We start from the raw sequence: 2,009 nt of genomic DNA on the forward strand, positions 1-2,009 counted from the left end.
AATAATAGCTATATTTATTAAAATATCAACTTGCTCCATGAAGTCTATTCTTCCAATAACCTTTTTCTTTTTTTTCTTTGTTGTAAACGGTTTTGCGCAGGAGGTCGCTCTACATACAAAATCTAAAAAGGCCATTGCTTTTTATAAAGAAGCGGGCAGTTTTATTCATAGAAGACAATATCCAGAGGCTGTTGAGGTCTTGCAAAAGGCGCTAAAGAAAGATGCGAAATTTTCAGAAGCCCATTTCAGAATTGCTTCTTGTTATGAAAAACTACGAAACCCTAAATTGGCCTTGAAGCATTACCAAGAATTGGCTGTTTTAGATCATATAGAAAAAAGGTTTACCAAAACACTATTGTACATTGCTCGCCTGGAATTTAAAGGAGGGAATTATTCTGCAGCAGAAGATTTTTCCAGGAAATATTTAGAATCAACAGGTAGAGGTGAAAAAGACGATCAAGAAGCAAGAGACCTATTACATAGTGCAGTTTGGGCTCAAGAAAAAATGACTCATCCTTTGGATTTTAATCCTCATCCATTGCCAACTACGGTGAATGCTTTTTCCATGCAATATTTTCCTGTATTGACAGCAGATCAAGCATCTATAATTTTCACAGCAAGAAAGGGAAAAGGGAATTCTGATGAGGAGAATATTTATATTAGTCGAATAAATGATAAGGGAGAATGGCAAAGTCCTAAATCTATCTCTTCAAAAATTAATACTTGGGAAAATGAAGGCACCTCTAGTATTTCCGCTGATGGGCGTACCTTAATCTTTACAAAATGTTCGGACCGGGAAGGGTTTGGTAGTTGTGATTTATACATCAGTTATAAAGTTGGAGAGGAATGGACAAAACCGAAAAACTTGGGATCTGCCATTAATTCTACAGCCTGGGAGTCTCAACCTTCGCTTTCTGCTGATGGGCGTACCTTGTATTTTGTATCAAATCGTAAAGGAGGGTTTGGTAAAAGGGATATTTGGGTGAGTAAGATGGGGGACGATGGGCAGTGGCAACAAGCCAGAAATTTAGGTTCCGATATTAATTCTCTTTATGACGATATTGGTCCCTTTATTCATGCCAATGGACAGACTCTCTATTTTTCTTCTGATCGTTTTCCGGGATTTGGGGGCTTTGATTTATATGCAAGTGAAAAAGAAGGAGAAAGGTGGGCCAATCCACAGAATTTGGGGTATCCCATTAATACTCATGATGATCAAGTTTCATTTTTTGTAAGTTTGGATGGTAAAACGGCTTATTATTCAGTAGATCAGCGGATGGAGGTTGATGGTGTAGGTTCTCAATTGTATGAGGTGGCTTTGCCGGAGGAGGTGAGCGTGAAAAGGCGAAGTGATTTTGTGAGTGGAAAGGTGTTTGATGCAAAAACCAAAAGACCTTTAGGTGCTACAGTAGAGCTTTATGATTTGAATAAAGATTCGAAAATCGCTCAAGTGCAAGCGGATGAAGTAAGCGGAGAGTACCTGATGGTCTTGTCCGAAGGTTCCTCTTATGCTCTATACGTTAATAAGAAAGGATATCTGTTTCAAAGTTTATCCTTCGATTATGAGAACCAAAATGATGAATGGAGCTCAGTTAAGCTGGATGTGTATTTAAAGCCCCTAACCGTTGGTGAGGCAGTTCCATTAAATAATATCTTTTTTGCCATAGACTCTTATCTACTGGACGATAAATCAAAAACAGAGCTTAAGAAGGTCGTAAACTTTATGGAATTAAACCCCAAACTAAGAGTGGAAATAGGTGGGCATACCGACGATGTGGGGTCATCCTCTTATAACCAAAAACTTTCCGAACAAAGGGCTAAAGCTGTTTATGAATTTTTGTTAAAGGCGGGAATTGCCTCCGGTCAGCTAGAATACAAGGGATTTGGGAAAGAAAAGCCTTTTGTTAAGAATAGCTCAGAAGTAAATCGTCAGAAAAATCGCCGTATTGAATTTAAGGTGTTGTAAGGAAGGAAATTTCTTGATTTTAGTTGTTACAGATTTTATTTAT

At 38.0% G+C, this 2,009-nt stretch carries 1 protein-coding gene; it reads left to right on the forward strand.

Features of this window, described 5'->3' with window-relative positions:
* A partial coding sequence (locus E1171_RS02215) for an OmpA family protein (protein ID WP_343031284.1) occupies nucleotides 1–1,966 on the forward strand: 1,966 nt, incomplete at its 5' end.
* Between the last annotated feature and the right edge of the window lie 43 nt (nucleotides 1,967–2,009).

The sequence above is a fragment of the Xanthovirga aplysinae genome, from assembly GCF_009711365.1.
GTDB classification, from domain to species: domain Bacteria; phylum Bacteroidota; class Bacteroidia; order Cytophagales; family Cyclobacteriaceae; genus Xanthovirga; species Xanthovirga aplysinae.